Origin of the sequence: Granulicatella sp. HMSC31F03, from assembly GCF_001807725.1 — a bacterium.
GTDB lineage: Bacteria > Bacillota > Bacilli > Lactobacillales > Aerococcaceae > Granulicatella > Granulicatella adiacens.
The window spans coordinates 180,064-197,286 of the sequence record NZ_KV790851.1 but is presented as its reverse complement, the minus strand read 5'-3'; the positions used below and the strand labels follow the sequence as shown (position 1 = coordinate 197,286).

14 protein-coding genes and 1 pseudogene are annotated in these 17,223 nt (G+C 36.2%); 13 read left to right on the top strand and 2 right to left on the bottom strand.

The genetic code is table 11. The annotated features are described in order from the left end of the window. Positions 1-223 precede the first annotated feature (223 nt). From agaV to HMPREF3106_RS04765, 3 genes are read left to right on the top strand one after another with little or no spacing between them, the layout of a single operon-like run. Positions 224-700: a PTS N-acetylgalactosamine transporter subunit IIB gene (gene agaV, locus HMPREF3106_RS04775; RefSeq protein WP_005606885.1), complete on the top strand. Its 477-nt coding sequence runs from the start codon at positions 224-226 to the stop codon at positions 698-700. Positions 701-728: 28 nt separating this feature from the next. Continuing rightward, complete coding sequence (locus tag HMPREF3106_RS04770) at positions 729-1,535, top strand: PTS mannose/fructose/sorbose/N-acetylgalactosamine transporter subunit IIC (protein WP_039849113.1); 807 nt, start codon at positions 729-731, stop codon at positions 1,533-1,535. Further along, positions 1,525-2,370 (top strand): PTS system mannose/fructose/sorbose family transporter subunit IID, encoded by an 846-nt coding sequence (locus HMPREF3106_RS04765; protein ID WP_049555761.1) that lies wholly within the window; start codon positions 1,525-1,527, stop codon positions 2,368-2,370. The genes HMPREF3106_RS04770 and HMPREF3106_RS04765 overlap by 11 nt, the downstream gene beginning before the upstream one ends. A gap of 55 nt (positions 2,371-2,425) precedes the next feature. Here HMPREF3106_RS04765 and HMPREF3106_RS04760 read toward each other — a convergent pair whose 3' ends face one another. Further along, positions 2,426-2,953 (bottom strand): biotin transporter BioY, encoded by a 528-nt coding sequence (locus HMPREF3106_RS04760; RefSeq protein ID WP_049555760.1) that lies wholly within the window; start codon positions 2,951-2,953, stop codon positions 2,426-2,428. Between the two features lie 19 nt (positions 2,954-2,972). Continuing rightward, the gene (locus HMPREF3106_RS04755) at positions 2,973-3,965 is read right to left on the bottom strand and encodes a biotin--[acetyl-CoA-carboxylase] ligase (protein WP_049555759.1); all 993 of its coding nucleotides are present in this window, start codon (positions 3,963-3,965) and stop codon (positions 2,973-2,975) included. A 169-nt stretch (positions 3,966-4,134) separates the two neighbouring features. Here HMPREF3106_RS04755 and HMPREF3106_RS04750 point away from each other — a divergent pair, with 169 nt between their 5' ends. The 10 genes and pseudogenes from HMPREF3106_RS04750 to HMPREF3106_RS04705 all read left to right on the top strand — a co-directional run bounded on the left by HMPREF3106_RS04750 (position 4,135) and on the right by HMPREF3106_RS04705 (position 17,186). After that, positions 4,135-5,394 carry a UDP-N-acetylglucosamine 1-carboxyvinyltransferase gene (locus tag HMPREF3106_RS04750; RefSeq protein WP_049555758.1) on the top strand — a complete coding sequence of 420 codons (1,260 nt, stop codon included), beginning with the start codon at positions 4,135-4,137 and terminating at the stop codon, positions 5,392-5,394. Positions 5,395-5,405: 11 nt separating this feature from the next. Further along, the gene (gene rho, locus HMPREF3106_RS04745) at positions 5,406-6,674 is read left to right on the top strand and encodes a transcription termination factor Rho (RefSeq protein WP_049555757.1); all 1,269 of its coding nucleotides are present in this window, start codon (positions 5,406-5,408) and stop codon (positions 6,672-6,674) included. Between the two features lie 104 nt (positions 6,675-6,778). Beyond that, positions 6,779-7,282 (top strand): annotated as a pseudogene (ybaK, locus tag HMPREF3106_RS04740) (Cys-tRNA(Pro) deacylase). After that, on the top strand, positions 7,275-8,633 hold the full coding sequence (locus HMPREF3106_RS04735; RefSeq protein ID WP_049555756.1) for a bifunctional metallophosphatase/5'-nucleotidase: 1,359 nt from the start codon (positions 7,275-7,277) through the stop codon (positions 8,631-8,633). Before ybaK ends, HMPREF3106_RS04735 begins: the two are co-directional and overlap by 8 nt. After that, a complete protein-coding gene (locus tag HMPREF3106_RS04730; protein WP_053091368.1) occupies positions 8,626-9,444 on the top strand; it encodes a YutD family protein in 819 nt (272 codons plus the stop codon). Before HMPREF3106_RS04735 ends, HMPREF3106_RS04730 begins: the two co-directional genes overlap by 8 nt. Continuing rightward, entirely contained in the window at positions 9,445-10,227 is a 783-nt protein-coding gene (locus tag HMPREF3106_RS04725) for a TIGR01457 family HAD-type hydrolase (RefSeq protein WP_049555755.1), read from the top strand. Continuing rightward, positions 10,215-10,859 carry a TIGR01906 family membrane protein gene (locus HMPREF3106_RS04720; RefSeq protein ID WP_083281598.1) on the top strand — a complete coding sequence of 215 codons (645 nt, stop codon included), beginning with the start codon at positions 10,215-10,217 and terminating at the stop codon, positions 10,857-10,859. Before HMPREF3106_RS04725 ends, HMPREF3106_RS04720 begins: the two co-directional genes overlap by 13 nt. Before the next feature lie 138 nt (positions 10,860-10,997). Next, a complete protein-coding gene (locus HMPREF3106_RS04715; RefSeq protein WP_005606866.1) occupies positions 10,998-11,948 on the top strand; it encodes a glycosyltransferase PgfS in 951 nt (316 codons plus the stop codon). Then, on the top strand, positions 11,938-14,565 hold the full coding sequence (locus HMPREF3106_RS04710; RefSeq protein ID WP_070444687.1) for a YfhO family protein: 2,628 nt from the start codon (positions 11,938-11,940) through the stop codon (positions 14,563-14,565). Before HMPREF3106_RS04715 ends, HMPREF3106_RS04710 begins: the two co-directional genes overlap by 11 nt. 20 nt (positions 14,566-14,585) lie before the next feature. Further along, positions 14,586-17,186 (top strand): YfhO family protein, encoded by a 2,601-nt coding sequence (locus tag HMPREF3106_RS04705; RefSeq protein WP_070444685.1) that lies wholly within the window; start codon positions 14,586-14,588, stop codon positions 17,184-17,186. Positions 17,187-17,223: the final 37 nt, after the last annotated feature.

Genomic DNA, 17,223 nt, shown 5'->3' with positions numbered 1-17,223 from the left:
TCTTCATCAACACTATTTGACAAAGAGCCTTTTTATATAAAAAACATGTTAAAAAATGGGGGGGATTTAAAACATATCATTCTTTTTTCTATTGAAAGAATGAATGAAAACGATAAAGAAGAAACGATGAAGAAAATATTAAAAATATTTTTTGTTAAACGCTTCCAAAAATGATTAGAATTAGATATAATGAACTTAGCTTTTTATGAAAGGAGAGCGAACAATGCCAAATATTTTATTAACACGAATTGACAATCGTTTAATCCATGGTCAAGTGGCGACTCAATGGTCTTCTTATTTAGGGGCCAACCTATTATTAGTAGCCAATGACAAAGTGGCGGGAGATCCGATGCGTCAAGGGTTGATGGATATGGCTGCTCCTGCTGGTGCACAGACTCGTTACTTCACGATTGAAAAAACGATTAACATCATCGGTAAGGCAGCAGATCGTCAGTTGATTTTCATTATTTGTGAAAATCCACAAGACGTTTTAAAACTAGTAGAAGGGGGGGTACCGATTAAAAAAGTCAACATTGGGAACATGCATATGGCGGAGGGTAAACGTCAAGTTGCAGGTGTTGTCGCAGTGGATGATGCAGATGTAGCTGCATTTAAGAAACTGCAAGAGTTAGGAGTCGAACTTGAAATTCAGAAAGTTCCAACTGAAGGAAAAGAAGACGTATCGAAATTATTTCAATAATTTATATTTATAAAAGGGGTCAATGAATATGCAAGCAAGTTTTATTCAAATTTTATTAGTATTCCTAGTAACGTTTGTAGCTGCGATTGACCAATTTAGCTTTTTAGAATCACTTTATCAACCAATCGTTATGGGTCCTGTGATTGGAGCTATTTTGGGAGATCTCCAAACTGGTTTAATTGTTGGGGGTACTTATCAATTAATGACAATCGGTAACATGCCAGTCGGTGGGGCACAACCACCTAATGCCGTAATCGGTGGAATTATGGCGACAGTTTTGGCTATCAGTCTTAAATTAGATCCAGCTGCTGCAGTAGGTGCGGCTGTTCCATTTGCACTTTTAGGTCAATATGGCGTTACTTTGATTTTTGCTTTAATGTCACCAATGATGGCAGTAGCCGATGGATATGCACATGATGCTAATCCAAAAGGTATTGTTCGCTTGAACTACTTAGCGATGGCTGCTCTTGGGGCTATCTTTGGTCTTGTAGTTGTATTATTCTTTATCGGTGGACAAACAATCGGGGATACTTTAACGAAATCTATTCCTGAATGGTTTATGGCTGGTTTAGGTGCAGCAGGGGGTATGATGCGCTTTGTTGGGTTTGCAATCTTACTTAAAGTAATGGTTTCTAAAGAACTATGGGGCTTCTACTTCTTAGGTTTTGCTTTAGCAAACATTGTTTCTGCAAGTGAAAGCTTAGGTGGCTCTGCATTAGTATTATTAGCGTTTGTTGGTTTTGCAATTGCATACTGGGATTTCCAAATCCATACAAAATTCAAAACAGCTGGTGCTAGCATTGTGAACGATGGAGGTGAAGAAGATGGCATATAATATTCCAGATTCTTATAAAAACCAAACGCCTGCTCCACGCTTAGATAAAGCGACTTTAAATAAAATGGCATGGCGTTCAATTTTCCTACAAGCTTCTTTCAACTATGAACGTATGCAAGCAGCTGGTTGGTTATACGGTATTTTACCAGGGTTAGAAAAAATCCACACAGACAAAGATGACTTAGCTGCATCAATGTCTCATAACTTAGAGTTCTTTAATACTCACCCATTCTTAGTAACATTCGTAATGGGGATTGTATTATCTCTTGAACAAAACAAAGCAGATATTCAAACAATCCGTGCGGTACGTGTTGCTGCAATGGGACCATTGGGTGGTATCGGTGACGCTTTATTCTGGTTCACATTAGTTCCAATCGTAGCCGGTATTTCTTCAAACTTTGCTTTACAAGGAAGCATCGCTGGACCATTACTATTCTTGGCAGTATTCAATATTGCACAATTTGCAATTCGTTACTGGTTAATGCACTGGTCTTATAATTTAGGAACAGATGCAATTGGTATCTTTACAGCAAATGCCAAAGAATTCACTCGTGCTGCTTCAATCCTTGGAGTATTCGTGGTAGGGGCGCTAACAAGTCTTTACGGTGGTACTAAATTAGGGATTCAAATCGCAAACGGTGAAAAACCAATTGTTATCCAAACAATCTTAGATGGTGTATTACCAAAATTAATTCCACTTGGAATTACTTTAGGACTATATTACTTATTAGCGCGTAAAAAATGGACGCCATTACGTTGTATCGTTCTTCTATTAGTTGCCGGAATCGGTTTTGCGTTCTTAGGACACGTACTAGGAGTTAAATTCTGGGGTTAGTCAGAATACACAAAAAAATAAGCTAGGCATTAAGCCTAGCTTATTTTTTATATTTTTAATTGTGTTTTTTTGTAAGAACTTTAATACGATCTGCAAGAAAGACTGCAATGACTAATTTTCCTAAATCAGGAAGAATGAACGGATATAAACCGAAGCCAAGGATTTGTTGAAGACTTAGTTCTTGCATTTTAATGCTTAAGAGTACAAAGGTCATATAAGGAATTCCGATGACGTAGAAAATGACTTCACCAACAAGTGCGGCCAGAACCCATCCAAAAATATTATTGATACGGTTTCCAATAAATGAGATGACAGGTGCAGCAACCATAAATCCAATTACAAAACCAAATGATGGAGAAATAAATAATGCAGTTCCTCCTCCTAATAAGAAAAGTAATAGGAAGTGAATAAATTGAGCAGCAAATGCAGCAACTGGTGGCAAGAGTAGTGATGCCAAAATAACTGTAGCAGTTTGTGCTGAGAATGGTACTGGTCCAATCGGGATTTTTAAGTAGCTAGATACGTAACAGAGTGCACCAAAGAGTGCAGCAAGTACAATTGTTTGAATTGATAATTTTTTCATGTGTTTAACTCCTAATGATTTAATTTTCTGGGCGAATACTTACTTCGCCATATGATAATGAATGAATGGATCCATCGTCCGTTTGGACAATGAGATGACCGTTATTGTCCACGCTTTTTGCAGTTGCGGGGTATGTTTTCATACCGCTAATGACATTGATTTTCTTTCCGACAATAATCGAATGAGATTTATACTCTTCCATGAAGTCACGCTTACCCGAATTGATGGCCTCGTAGCATTGATTCCATTCTTTAAGGAAACGAGCTACAAATTCGTTGCGGCTAAAACTTTTGGGAATCTCTTGCGGTGAAAAGAGGGATCCGATAATTGGTTTTAAGTCCTCTGGAATAATGGCGTCGTCGATATGCAAATTAATTCCCATGCCAACAATCAACGCATCCACCCTTTGAGCTTCAATATTTGTTACCGCCTCTGTTAAGATGCCAGCAATCTTTTTATCGTGGTAGTAGAGATCGTTTACCCATTTAATTCCGACGGTTTCGTGAATGAAAGATTCTACTGCACGCGTTGCGGCAACAGCCGTAGCGCAAGTGATTAATGAAATACTATCCAAATCACCTTCAGGAAAAATACAGATGCTCATGTATAAACCAGATTTGGGAGGGGAGAGGAAGGTTCTTCCGAGACGACCACGTCCTGCAGTTTGCTCTTCGGCAATAAAAAAGGTTGGAACCCTTTCTCCTGAAGCACCATAGTTTTTAGCTAAATCATTGGTTGAAGTGGTTGTTTCAAAGACTTGAATATCCCAATCTTGTAATTGTTCACCTAGATAAGTCCGAATGCCTTCAAGGGTTAACAAATCTGTCTGTCTGGATAATTGATAACCTACTTTTGTGCTTGAGGTAATTTCGTAACCGTCTTTTTTTAATTGCTGAATAGCTTTCCACACTGCGGTTCGAGAAAGTTTCAATTGGTCAGCGATATCTTGTCCAGAAAGGGGTTTGTCTACGGTGCTATATAATAGACGTAAAACTTCCTGTTTAGTACTCATAATAGCCTCCTTTCGTCAATACTCATGTTTTTAAGTGTAACAGATTTCAATTGATTGTCAACTGTATTTTTTATACAGGTTAACAATTGCTGTAAATGGTTAAAATATAGCAGATTCTTATAGGAACATGGTATAATAACTGAGAAGATTTAGTGAAAGGAATTTTAGTATGAGAAAATTAGTCATTAACGGTGGGAAACCATTAAAAGGTGAAGTGACCATTAGTGGAGCAAAAAATAGTACAGTAGCTTTAATTCCGGCTGCTATTATCGCCGAAGAACCAGTAGTATTAGAAGGTGTACCAGACATCCAAGATGTTGCAGCATTAATTGAGATTTTAAATGATTTTAACGTGAAAACAGAATATGTAGATGGCACATTGACCATTGATCCAACGGAAATGAAATCCATCCCAATGCCAAGAGGAAAAATCCAAAGTATGAGAGCTTCTTATTATTTTATGGGAGCAACTCTTGCGAAGTTTGGAGAAGGTGTGGTAGGACTTCCTGGAGGGTGTTTCTTAGGACCACGACCAATCGATCAACATTTAAAAGGATTCAAAGCTTTAGGTGCCAATGTAGTAGATCATGATGGGGCAATCTATTTATCAACCGATGAAGAAGGCCTAGTAGGAACAAAAATTTATATGGACGTTGTTTCTGTAGGGGCAACCATTAACGTTTTATTAGCTGCTGTTCGTGCTAAAGGAAAAACGATTATTGAGAATGCCGCTCGTGAACCTGAGATTATTGATGTCGTGACACTGTTAAATAAAATGGGTGCCAATATTAAAGGGGCAGGAACAAGTATGATTCGTGTGGAAGGGGTAGAAAGACTCCACGGATGTAGTCATACAATTATACCTGACCGTATTGAAGCTGGAACTTATTTATCAGTTGCCGCAGCAGTTGGAGAAGGAGTTCGTGTTAAAAATGTCATTTTTGAACACTTAGAAAGTCTCATTGCAAAGATGGATGAGATGGGCGTCAAGATGGAAGTTGGAGAAGATGATATCTTTGTTTATCCTTCTACAAATCTTAAGGCAGTAAATATTAAGACTATGCCGTATCCAGGATTTGCAACAGACCTGCAACAAACGATTACGCCATTATTTATGAAAGCAAACGGGACTGCAATGATTGTAGATACCATTTATCCAAAACGTGTTGGGCATGTTCCAGAATTAAATCGTATGGGAGCCCATGGAAAAGTGATTGAAGATATTATTACATTTGAAGGACCAACGCCTCTAGTAGGTGCAGAAGTTGCTGCAAGTGATCTTCGTGCTGGAGCTGGACTTGTAGTCGCGGGATTAATGGCTGAAGGAACGACTAAAATTTCTAATATTGAACATATTCTTAGAGGTTATTCAAATATTGTTGAGAAACTTCAAGCTCTAGGTGCTGATATTACGATGATTGAAGAATAAGAAGGGACAATATGCCAGAACAAGTAGAAACTGTAACCTTGCAAAGTTTGCAAGAAAAGACTTTAAAAGAGATGTACGGCTTTGCTAAACATTATAAAATTCCTTATTACGGTCAGATGAATAAAAAGGAATTGGCACTTGCGATTATTCGCGCCCAAGAAGAAGCTACAGGATTTTTTCAAGTAGAAGGGGTCTTGGATATTAATCGTGCAGAGGTTTTTGGATTCCTTAGACCCATCAACTACTCAAGTAGTCAAGAAGACATTTACATTTCTTCTTCTCAAATCAGACGCTTTGATCTTCGAAATGGAGATTTAGTGAGTGGAACTGCACGTCCTCCTCGCCAAGGAGAGAAGTTCAATGGGTTGATGCAAGTGGGATTTGTAAATGGAAAAGATCCCGAAGAGGCAAAAGAAAGAGATCATTTCCCAGGACTTACACCACTTTATCCAGAAAAGCAAATGATTTTGGAAACAACAAGAGGGCGAATCTCCTCTAGAATGCTTGATTTAATTTGTCCGATTGGCTTTGGGCAAAGGGGCTTGATTGTTGCTCCACCAAAAGCAGGGAAGACAAGTTTATTAAAAGAAATTGCTAATGGAATTACGACAAATCATCCAGATGCTGAGTTGATTATTTTATTAATTGATGAACGACCAGAAGAAGTAACAGATATTGAACGAACAGTAAATGCTGAGGTGGTTTATTCAACGTTTGATCAGCTTCCAGAAAATCATATTAAGATTAGTGAATTAGTATTGGAACGTGCTTTGCGACTAGTGGAGGACGGGAGAGATGTCATTATTTTAATGGACAGCTTGACACGATTGGCTAGAGCATATAATTTAACGATTCCACCTTCAGGAAGAACTTTAAGCGGGGGGATTGATCCTGCTGCTTTCTATCGCCCTAAAAAATTCTTTGGTTCGGCTAGAAATATTGAAGAAGGCGGAAGTTTGACGATTTTAGCGACTGCTTTAGTTGAAACGGGAAGTCGAATGGATGATGTCATTTATGAAGAGTTTAAAGGAACTGGAAATTCAGAAATTCATCTTTCAAGAGAACTTGCAGAAAGAAGAGTGTTTCCTGCGATTGACGTTAAGCGCTCAGGAACGCGTAAAGAAGAAATGTTACTTTCAAAAGAGATCATTGATGTGATTTGGAAAGTGCGTCATTCGATTAAGGGTGATGGACTTGAGACAAGTGAGCAACTAGTGAAACAGTTGAAAGAAACAAAGTCCAATGACGATTTTATTCGTCGATTAAACTTATTAGGTTAATCTAACATCCCCTAAGTTTTTCTTAGGGGATGTTGTTTTTTATGTCAAACGGAATTTTATTTAGAATGCTCCTTATGGTAGAATAAAAGAAGGAGTGATTTCACGTGAAAAAGAAAAAAGTAATCAAAACAAATGCTGTAAGAATGGTAGAACAAGCCAAGATCCCCTATGTTATTCATGAGTATGATGTAGATACCGCTCATTTAGATGCGCTTCATGCTGCAGATGGAATGGGAATTCCTGTTGAAGAAGTGTATAAAACGATTGTGTTAACAGGGGATAGAACAGGGCATCTAGTTGCTTGTATTGCAGCTCATAAGGAATTAGATTTAAAATAGGTGGCAAAAATTTCAGGGAATAAGAGAGTTGAATTACTATCTCTAGATCAGCTCGAACCTCTTACAGGGTATGTGCGCGGAGGCTGCTCTCCCATCGGTATGAAAAAGAAATTTCCAACTTTTATTGAGGAGAGTGCGATGCACCATAAGACTATTCGCATCTCAGCGGGAAAGCGTGGTTTGCAAATGGAATTGGCACCGAAAGACTTACAAAAAATGACTGAAGCAACCTTGTTTAATAATGCTAGTCATGAGGAAATTGATGAGTGATTTAACGATTCTTCACGTGAATGATATGCACTCAAATTTTCATTCGTTAAAAACGCAAACGAATTTTATGAGGGCCAGAAGGAAAGAACTTGAAGAATTAGGTCACACTGTTTGGGCAGTTGATTTAGGAGACTTGATTGATCGAGTTCATCCTCTTGTGGAAGCAAAAAATGGTCAAATTGCGTCGACCATTTTGAACCAGCAAAAAATAGATTTTGTAACACTAGGAAATAATGAGGGGACTGCTTATACTCCAGAAGAATTAGAAGGAGCTTATAAGGAAAAGGATTTTAAAGTCGTTATTTCTAATGTGAAGTGGCAATCTACAGGCGAAACACCGCCTTATGCAACTGAAATCCAATTCGAAAAAATTGATCAGTGTAGTATTGCGATACTAGGGCTGACAGCTTCCTATCCAGAAAGTTATGAACCGAATGGATATTGGATTGAAGACCCTTTAAAAACGCTCGAAAGATTAGTTCCTAGACTTGCTAGTGAGGGACACCAAATTATCCTTTTATCCCATTTAGGTATTGATTTGGATACCTTGATAGCCGAATCGTATCCAGAAATTCAAGTGATTCTTGGAGCACACACACATCATTTATTTAAAGAAGGAAAAAGGGTAAACCAAACACTCTTAACGGGTGGGTTCAAATATGGTGCTTACATTGGAGAGCTCCATTTAAAAACTAAGAAAGAAAAGCTCATTCCTTTAGAAGAAAGTATGATTGAAGTTGAAACGCTAAAAGAGGATCCTGCCGCTGATGAAGGAAAAATCTACCTAGAAGAAGGAATCAAATTACTCAAAGAAAATATTGTTCTTCGTCAGATTCCAGATTATTCAGTAAGAGACTTGGCACAACTTTCCCTTGAAGCCATGATTAGGCAAACAGGGATTCCAATTGCAATTACGTATACTGGTCTCTTCGTGCATGAGTTTAAGAAGGGAGCATTAACGAAGTTTGATTTACATGACTGTATGCCTCATCCGATTCACTTAAATAAAAGTCAATTTTCTGTAAAAAATTTCAAACAATTACTCCGAGTTTTTGAAGAACAACAACCAGAATTACTAGAAAAAGCTATTCGCGGATATGGTTTTCGTGGTAAACTATTTGGAGAGATCTTATATACTGGTTTTTCTAAAAAGGGTGAAGAAATTATCGTCGATGGAAAAGTTTTAGCAGACGATGAAATCATTACATTTGTGTGCCCAGACCATATGCGTTTTGTTCCTTTTTTCCCGATGATTGAAGAAAAAGGGATCAACCAAATATTATATCCAGATTTATTAAGAACGATTATTGAAAAAGAATTAATTTTTAAAGAAAGGAACTATCATGACTGAGAAAACCGTAGAGACGCTTTCAGATGAATTGAGTCAAGTTTTGCAAGAAATTGTGACGAATCCTGAAGAAGAACCAAAAAGAGCGGTGGTAGTGGACGAAAAGACAATTTTGGTCGATGAGGTACATTACCAAATCATTGAAGATTATAGAAACGGCTTTAATATTGAAGCATTCAATGAACGATATAACGATATTTTTGAGCGTTATGACTATATTGTAGGGGATTGGGGCCATGAAAAATTACGATTAAAGGGCTTCTTTAAACATTCTCATAAATTAGCAACACCAGATAGAGATATTGATTATTTACAAGAGTATATTTTGGAATATTGCAATTTTGGCTGTCAGTATTTTGTATTAGAAAGAGATCCTGAGGCAAAACACAAACCTGTTCTTGAGGAAGAAAAACCACAACGACCAAGACGTGAGAGAAGTTCTCAAAGAAAACGCCAAAATAATCCAAGACGAGAGCATGTATTTAGTCCAGTAGATTTAGATGCTCCTGCGAGAAATCAACAAAACCGTAAATTCAAAGAGAAATCTCAAAATCGTCAAAAGCGTCGCAATAATGAAACAAATCCACGAAATAAAAAAGAACAAGATTTTAATCTAAAAGAATTTATTCCAAAAGAGACAATGAAGGAATATGGAGATAAAACGTTTAAACCGAAAACGAAGAAATCAAATTCGCAACATTTCTCAATGAAAGAAGTTGAAAAATCTTCAAGTAGCAAGGTGAAGAAAAGTGTCGTTAAAAATCCTCAGAAAAAAGGATTTCATATTAGAGAGAACCAACAAAGAGGGAAATAAATGTATAAAGCGTATTTTATTGATTTAGATGGAACTATGTATAAGGGGAAAGAACGTATTCCCACTGCAGAAGCTTTTATTAAAAGACTACAGGAAGCCAATATCCCGTTTTTATTCGTAACAAATAATGCGACGAAAACTCCTGAACAAGTGGCTCAAAACTTGCGTGAAAATTATGGAACAAATATTGAAGCCTCAGAAGTCTATACAAGTGGTGTTGCTGCAGTCGATTATATAAAAGCACATTATCCTGTAGAACGTATAATGGTAATCGGAGAAGAAGCGATTAAGAATCAAGTAAAAGCAGCTGGCTTTACACTGGATTCAGAAAATCCGGAAATAGTCCTACAGTCCTTAGATCGAAATGTTACTTATAAAGATTTAGAGAAAGCGACTTTAGCTATTAGAGGTGGAGCAACCTATATTGTTACAAATATCGATTCCAATTTACCGAGTGAAAAAGGCCCTGTTCCTGGTTCAGGAGCAATAACTGGATTCTTAAAAGTAGCTACCCAAGTCGAACCGATTGTTATTGGTAAACCAAGTAGTATCATTATGGAATCAGCATTAGACTATCTTAATGCGAAGTTTCCTAACTCACATTTTTCAAAAGAAGACATTGCCATGGTTGGAGATAATTATCAAACAGATATTCAAGCAGGCATTCAATATGGAATGGATACAATTATGGTTTTAACTGGATTTTCTACAAGAGAAACATTGTTGAACGTAGAGGAACAACCAACCCATTTAGTAGAGGATTTGAGTAAATGGAACATTTAATGAGACCTTATCGAGTTCAAAAATGGGGGGTCGCTACTGCTCTATTTTTATTCTGGTTAAGTTTAGGAATTACCTTTGTGATCTTTTTCGAACCTCTATACCATTGGTCTATTCAGTGGTTTGAAGTAGAAAAAATGACTGGATACAGTGCGGATGTTCTTAAAACAAATTATCATGAACTGATAGGATATTTGACGAATCCGTTGAATGATTCACTGGTGATGAGTAATTTTACGAGTTCTCAGCAAGGCTTATTTCATTTTTTTGAAGTCAAAAGGCTATTCTTTATTAATTTTGCGATATTCCTTTCATCTGGTTTAGTCAGCTTTTTTGGAATTCGGTCCTTAAAACAAAGGCGTCTAACATGGCTTTTGAGAAGGCCAATTCGGTGGCTAGTTCTCGTACCGATTTTCGTTTGTGTTGGTATTGCAAGCTTTTTTAATACATTGTTTATTAAATTTCATGAGCTGTTTTTTAACAATGATGCTTGGATTTTTGATCCCAAAAAAGATCCTATTATTTTAGCTTTGCCAGAAGAATTTTTTATGGTCTGCTTTATAGTGGTCTTTAGCATATTGCTACTCGGGTTATTGGGAACCAATTTATTGATTGAAAATTTAAAAGAAATCTAGTCTTTTTATACGAGAAGTGACCTTTTATCGAAGGTTGCTTCTCTTTTTTTATAAAAATATTCATTTTTGGAAGCACTACTCATGAAAAAATGATATGATAAGGATAGCGAATTTTTTAAGGATTGGGGGAATGAATCAATGAAATTATCGATTGTAATTCCATTTTATAACGAAGAAAATATGATTCAAAAAATGTATGATGCTTTAGTAAAAGAAATTAATCAAATCACACAAGCTGAATTTGAATTAATTTTTATTAACGACGGGAGTAAAGATCGTACCTTTGAGAAAATGCTGGCCATTGCAGATGCAGATTCTCGCGTAAAATACATTAGTTTTAGTAGAAATTTTGGTAAAGAAGCTGGGACGATAGCAGGTCTTGAATACGCAACTGGGGAAGCTGTGATATTAATGGATGGAGACTTACAACATCCACCTGCACTATTACCTAAGATGATTGCTGCTTATCAAGAAGGCTATGATGTTGTTAGCGCGAGACGTACACGGACAGGAGAGAAACCGCACCGTACGTTTTTAGCAAAACATTTTTACAAATTAGCCAATAAGATGATGGACATTGAATTAATGGATGGAGTATCAGAATTCCGTTTATTCAGTCGTAAAGCCGTTCGTGCCATTTTATCTTTACAAGAATATAACCGTTTTTCTAAAGGAATTTTTTCTTGGATTGGCTTCAAAGAAAAAGTAATTGAATATGAAAATCAAGTGCGTACAGTGGGAGAAACCAAGTACTCATTGAAGTTTTCGTTGAATTATGCTATTCAAGGGATTTTATCTTTCAATGACAAACCATTGCGAATGTGTATTAACTTAGGTCTTTTCTGTTTAATGATTTCAGTCGCTTATGTATTGTGGTCATTTGTACAATATTTTGTAGCCCCTGACACGATGGTTAGTGGATATTTCACAACTATTTTTTCAGTAGTTCTTTTTGGAGGAATTCAACTGATTTCTATCGGCGTGTTAGGTGAATACATTGGAAAAATTTATTACGAAGTTAAAAAACGCCCTCATTATCTTGTGGATCAAACCAACATGACACAGAAAGGAGAGCAAAATGACAACTAAGAAAAAAGTCTATTTAGCTAGTTTCCTAGCTCCGATGCTAATTATGCTCGTAGCTTGGATCATAGATGGATTTTTCCCTTTTGGTGCTAAATCATTAATGGCGGTTGATTTTAATGCACAATATATTGGTCTCTATGCCTATTTTAAACATTTATTTTTAAATGGAGATTGGAGCAGTTTTTTCTATTCGTTCTCTAAGTCGATTGGAGGAGGAATGCTTGGAATTTGGGGATTTAATTTATTGAGTCCTTTTAATTTTCTGTTTCTATTGTTTTCTGAAGAGAATTTCCAATGGGTTGTTCCTGTGACCATTGCCTTACGTTATGGAACGATGGGTCTAACAATGACGCACTTTTTAGTAAAGCGATATGATGGCTTAAAGAAAAAAGCCTATTTATTACCAATTGTAGCGACAATCTATGCATTAAATGGGTTTAATGTTAGTTATCAAATGAACCCTATTTTTTACGATGGTATGATTGTCTTGCCACTTGTATTAATCGGAGTTGAACAAGTTTTAGATAATGAATCTCCTAAGGGCTATATTGGAATGCTTGCTCTTGCATTGTTTGTTCATTTCTATATGGGCTATATGACCTGTATCTTTGTGGTGATTTATGCATTCTTTTATATTATCCGCTCTAAAGAGTTTACGAACTTCAAAATTACGTTTGAACGTTTGTTGAAATTAGCGAGTGCTTCCATTATTGCAGTAGGGATGGTTGCAGTCATTCTATTGCCGATTATTATTAGTTTAGTTTCTACAAAAGGTGGATTACAAAGCTCCTTAAAATTTGAATGGACTTTGCAAATCAATCCTTTAGAAATTTTGGCTAAATTATTTTTAGGGGCTTTCGACAATGAATCGTGGCCAGCTGGACCAAACTTGCCAAATATTTATGTTGCAAGTTTAGGTATTTTAGGGACTATTTACTATTTTGTTTCTAATAAAATTACAAAATGGGGCAAGATTGCTGCAGGATTTGTGTTAACGATTTTCCTCATTTCATGTGCCCATGAGTTTACAAGTAAATTATGGCATATGGGTCAAAACCCGGCCGGATTCTTCTATCGTTTTTCATGGATTATTGCTTTCTTCTTGATTTATCTTTCTTATTTAAGTTTAAGAGAAATGGAACGTTTTACTCCAAAAGAAGCGAGTATTTTATTTGTCGGTATGGCCATTATTTTTGTGATTGTTCAGTATCAAACTCATTCATTCTTGACGGTTTGGCAACGCATAGCCACAATCGGAATTTATATGATTATCCTTCTTGCTTTATTCTGGACAAAGGTAAAGAAACCATGGGTCGTTATTGCAGCTCTCACGGTGGTTGAACTGACGGCAAATGCGGCTATTGTTCAGTCTAGAGTGGGGTATACAGATGCCTATAAGTATCATGATGCGGTACTTCAATTAAAAGAGGCGATTAATCCGATTAGACCAGATCATTCTGATTTTTATCGTATTAATAAATCATTTAATTTAAGTAAAAATGATCCATTTATGGTGGACTATCCAGGCTTATCTGTATTTAGTTCTAACTTAGAAAATAGTACGAGAGATTTATTTGACCGATTAGGAAATAACGGGATTAATGCTACCACTTATTATCAAGGAACGCCTTTCCAAGATGCGCTATTCTCTGTGAAATATTTAGTGGCTCCAAAACCTGTATATACGAAGGAATATCCGGATACCTCTAAAATGTATGTATTTGGAAATATGGTAACCAGAAAAGATATTACGACTAAAGAACCTGTGTTTGAAGCAATTAGAACGATTACTTATCAAGGTGGTCCAATTTTACCAATTGCATTTGGAGTGAATGATGATACGACGAAGGTTAAACTTGAAAATCATCAACCTATTCAAAACCATAATAAAATTGTTCAAGCAATGGGACAAACGAGTGAGTCTTACTTAACGATTCTAGCTGCCAATGATGTGCAATTAGAAAATATGGAAGTGTTTGATTCTTCAAAACCTGAAACGTATCGACGAATTGATTCTTCAAAACCAGGAAAAATTACGTATCATTTAGTTCCTCAGTCTTCTGAAGACTATTGGGTATCGATTCCTCAGATTCTTTCTCATTCGAATAAAAATAACGTTAGAATTTTGCTGAATGGAAATAGTTATGATTTCCAAAATAAATTCCAACAAGCACAATTAATTCAAATTGCTCACAACTCACTTGGAAAAGCAGTAGATTTGACGATTGAAATTGATTCGAATGAAGAATTTAACCTTTCAGGCTTACGTCTAGCAAGAACGAACGGCACTTTAGCAAATCGCATTATCGAAGAACGACAACGCCAAGGTTTAAAAGTAGAACACTGGAATCAAAGTAATTTTAAAGGAACTGTAAATATTACGGATGATAGTACTTGGATGATGACAAGTATTCCATATGATAAAGGATGGACAGTGAAGGTAGATGGAAAAGTAGTTGGAACTAAGAAAATTTGGGATAGTTTATTAGCCTTTCCAATTACTTCTGGTGAACATACTATTGAGATGACCTATTTACCAGATGGCTTTATGGCAGGATTAATCATTTCTATTTTCTCTATCGTAATTTACGGAGTTGCAATTTATAAAAAGTGGATTTAATCCAGTAGGAGTAGACTGTAATGACAATTTCAAAATTGAAATTAAAGTATAGTTCGTTATTTCTTATTCCATTTATATTGATGTTGGGGGTCTTCCTATGTTTAGGTTTGACCCCTTTTTCAAAAAGTTCTATTCATAGTGGAGATTTTCTTTCACAGTACTTCCCATTATATATAGGATTACATAAAATGTTTTGGAATGGCGATTTTAGCGGACTGTTTTGGTCATTTGAAAAATCATTAGGAGGAGCAATGCCGAGTGTGTGGGGATTTAATAGTTTAAGTCCGTTCACTTTTTTATATGTGCTTTTTCCTATCTCGAGTTTTCATGTCATCAGTTATATCATTCCTTTAATTCGTTTTGGAGTTATGGGAGTGGTATTTGGTTATTTTATAGAGAAAAAATATCAAGCTGTATCGAAACGATACTGGCTTGCAGTTGGATTATGTACTTCTTATGCTTTAAGTGGTTTTATCATTTCTCAGCATTATAATCCTAATTTTTTAGATAATTTGGTTTATGTTCCTTTTATCTTTTTGGGGATTGAGGATATTTTCCTTGGAAAGAAATCCATAAAACTTCCCGTATTTTTAGCACTGAGTTTGATTACCAATTTCTATACAGGATATATGATGTGTCTTTTGATTATTCTATACACAATGTATATCGCTTTTTCTGAAGAAATAGCGCGGAAAGAAACTTTTGCAAAAATCATGCGAGTAGCTCTTTTTTCTCTCATTGGAGTAGGGATGGCTGCATTTTGGCTGTTACCGGTTTTCAGTGCATTATTAGAAAGCAAAGCCAGCGCTAGTAGTACATTTGAATGGTCCTTTAAAGCGGTTAATGACTTAGTTTTAATGAGTCAAAAATTTATCGTAGGATCTTTCGGGGAAAAAGAATGGGGAGATCCGCAAGCACTTCCTCAGCTATTTGTAGGGAGTCTAGGATTGTTTGGGTTGTTCACCTTTTATGCCTGTCAGGAAATTACCTTAAGGAAAAAAATCATGGCGTCCATTGTGCTAGTTGCAATGATATTGTCTTTTCATATTCAAGGGTTAGATCAAATTTGGCATATGGGACAAAGACCAGTAGGCTTCTATTTTAGAAATTCTTGGATTGCTAATTCGTTTCTATTTGTGCTTGCTTCAGAGAGCTTAATGAAATGGAAGGCCGAATTCAATTGGACTCATGTAATAGTGACATCTGTCGGATTTGGGAGTATCCTAGTTGCTTCGTTAATGACTTCTCTAAAAATTGTAGATGCCTCACAGAAAATACTCGCTTTAGTCATTTGGACAATCGTTTTAATGATTGTTTTTATTCCAAAAATCAATATTCGAAGAAGATATCAGCTATTGAGTGGAATTGTGTTGTTTGAACTCGCTTTAAACGCCTTTATTGGTTTAAGAAGGGTTCCTTATTTTGTCAGTCGCGATAGTATACAAGAGCAAATGACATTAGCCTCCAAGTTTGACGAAAAATATGGACAAACTCGCCATGATTTTCAGCGGATGGAAATTCATAAAGGACTTTCCTATGCCAATTTTCCGATTGCGTTTGGCTACAATGGGGGTTCTCATTTTACTTCTAGCTTAGAGTATTCGTTGATTCAAAAGTTGGGACAATTAGGCTTAGCTACTTCTCAATCAGTCGCTAATTATAGCAATCGAAATGTCATTCTCGATTCGATGCTTGGTGTTTCTAGAATGATGATGACAGGAGATGAGAAATCGGCTTTTCCTGATATGAGAGGCCTGTATTTAAAAGAAGATTCCTTTGAAAAATATACGGTATATAAGAATCCATATGTTTTCTCCTTAGGCTTTTTAACCAATGAATCGACGGCTAGAAATGTTCGCTTCAATCAAAATGCTCCAGCTTCGAATCTTAATCAATTATTGGAAGTCATTGGATTAAATTCGACTTCAGCTCTCAAGGAAATCACTATCCCTAAACCGATTGTTAAAAATCTAGAACAGTCTGGAGAAAAGTTTACGGCGATTAATGAGGAGGAAGAGACACAAATCCAATGGACGATCCCGATGAATCCAAATAAACTTTATTTTGTTCAAATCCCTGTATCGCAATCAGGAAATATTAATAAATCTAAAGTAATGCTTGACGGGGCGAACTATTCTTATGAAGTTCGCTTCCATTCGAATCAGCTTTGGCCAATTGGGAATGGAAATCTTGCTTCATCCTTAAATTTCTCTTTTGAAAAAGGAAAGGTCAAAGAATGGAATGTTCAAGATGTTAAATTTTATGAACTGGATATTCCAACACTCGCAAATGCTTTAGAACAAACCAAAAAAGAAAATTCTATAACGATTGATTCTTACTCTAATTCGACTGTTAAAGCACATGTAACAGTTACAGATTCGAATCAAGGATTTGCGACCTTTACGATCCCTTATCATTCTGGATGGAGTGTATTGGTCGATGGGAAAAAACAAGAGGTGAAAAAATCACTAGATTTGTTTATGGGCGTGACACTGACGAGAGGTGAACATGAAATTGTTTGGGCTTATGATCCGCCAGGGTTGAAAGTCGGAAGTCTCATTTCTATATTATCAGTCTGTGTACTAATTTTCCTTTTAAAATACAGTCAAATGGATACCTAAAAGTAAAGAGACAACATCGGAAATAAGAATTATTTCT

Coding starts and splice junctions, on each gene's coding strand:
- HMPREF3106_RS04755 (WP_049555759.1), bottom strand. CDS start 3,965: ATGAGTACTAAACAGGAAGTTTTACGTCTATTATATAGCACCGTAGAC.
- HMPREF3106_RS04735 (WP_049555756.1), top strand. CDS start 7,275: ATGAGTGATTTAACGATTCTTCACGTGAATGATATGCACTCAAATTTT.
- HMPREF3106_RS04750 (WP_049555758.1), top strand. CDS start 4,135: ATGAGAAAATTAGTCATTAACGGTGGGAAACCATTAAAAGGTGAAGTG.
- HMPREF3106_RS04725 (WP_049555755.1), top strand. CDS start 9,445: ATGTATAAAGCGTATTTTATTGATTTAGATGGAACTATGTATAAGGGG.
- agaV (WP_005606885.1), top strand. CDS start 224: ATGCCAAATATTTTATTAACACGAATTGACAATCGTTTAATCCATGGT.
- HMPREF3106_RS04715 (WP_005606866.1), top strand. CDS start 10,998: ATGAAATTATCGATTGTAATTCCATTTTATAACGAAGAAAATATGATT.
- HMPREF3106_RS04760 (WP_049555760.1), bottom strand. CDS start 2,953: ATGAAAAAATTATCAATTCAAACAATTGTACTTGCTGCACTCTTTGGT.
- HMPREF3106_RS04710 (WP_070444687.1), top strand. CDS start 11,938: ATGACAACTAAGAAAAAAGTCTATTTAGCTAGTTTCCTAGCTCCGATG.
- HMPREF3106_RS04705 (WP_070444685.1), top strand. CDS start 14,586: ATGACAATTTCAAAATTGAAATTAAAGTATAGTTCGTTATTTCTTATT.
- HMPREF3106_RS04770 (WP_039849113.1), top strand. CDS start 729: ATGCAAGCAAGTTTTATTCAAATTTTATTAGTATTCCTAGTAACGTTT.
- HMPREF3106_RS04720 (WP_083281598.1), top strand. CDS start 10,215: ATGGAACATTTAATGAGACCTTATCGAGTTCAAAAATGGGGGGTCGCT.
- HMPREF3106_RS04765 (WP_049555761.1), top strand. CDS start 1,525: ATGGCATATAATATTCCAGATTCTTATAAAAACCAAACGCCTGCTCCA.
- HMPREF3106_RS04730 (WP_053091368.1), top strand. CDS start 8,626: ATGACTGAGAAAACCGTAGAGACGCTTTCAGATGAATTGAGTCAAGTT.
- rho (WP_049555757.1), top strand. CDS start 5,406: ATGCCAGAACAAGTAGAAACTGTAACCTTGCAAAGTTTGCAAGAAAAG.